The sequence below is a fragment of the Methylobacterium nigriterrae genome (genome assembly GCF_037106235.1).
Classification (GTDB): domain Bacteria; phylum Pseudomonadota; class Alphaproteobacteria; order Rhizobiales; family Beijerinckiaceae; genus Methylobacterium; species Methylobacterium nigriterrae.
The window spans coordinates 1-281 of sequence record NZ_JBAWTG010000787.1; the positions used below are offsets into that span (position 1 = coordinate 1).

The 281-nt window shown below is 55.5% G+C and carries 1 pseudogene; it reads left to right on the forward strand.

What is annotated here, in order from left to right:
* Nucleotides 1–250 (forward strand): annotated as a pseudogene (locus WDW90_RS39165) (hypothetical protein); the annotation flags it as partial.
* Nucleotides 251–281: the final 31 nt, after the last annotated feature.

Consider the following 281-nt stretch of genomic DNA (forward strand, 5'->3'; position numbering starts at 1 on the left):
GCTTATCAAACAATTGCGAGACAATGGGATTTCAATCCTGCTCGCAGAACAGAACGCACGGCAAGCATTGGCGATCGCCGACCGCGGTTATGTTCTGGAAAATGGCGCGATCGTGCTAGAGGGTTCTGCACGGGAGCTGCTCTCGTCGACAGAGGTAGCCGAGAAGTATCTCGGCGTCGGGTCAGGCATGGAGGTTTCAGCGGCCGAAAGCGCCAGGATGGCTCAGAAACTCCGTGAATGCGTGTGGTAGTAAAAGAGGTATCCGGCATAATCTGGGTCGC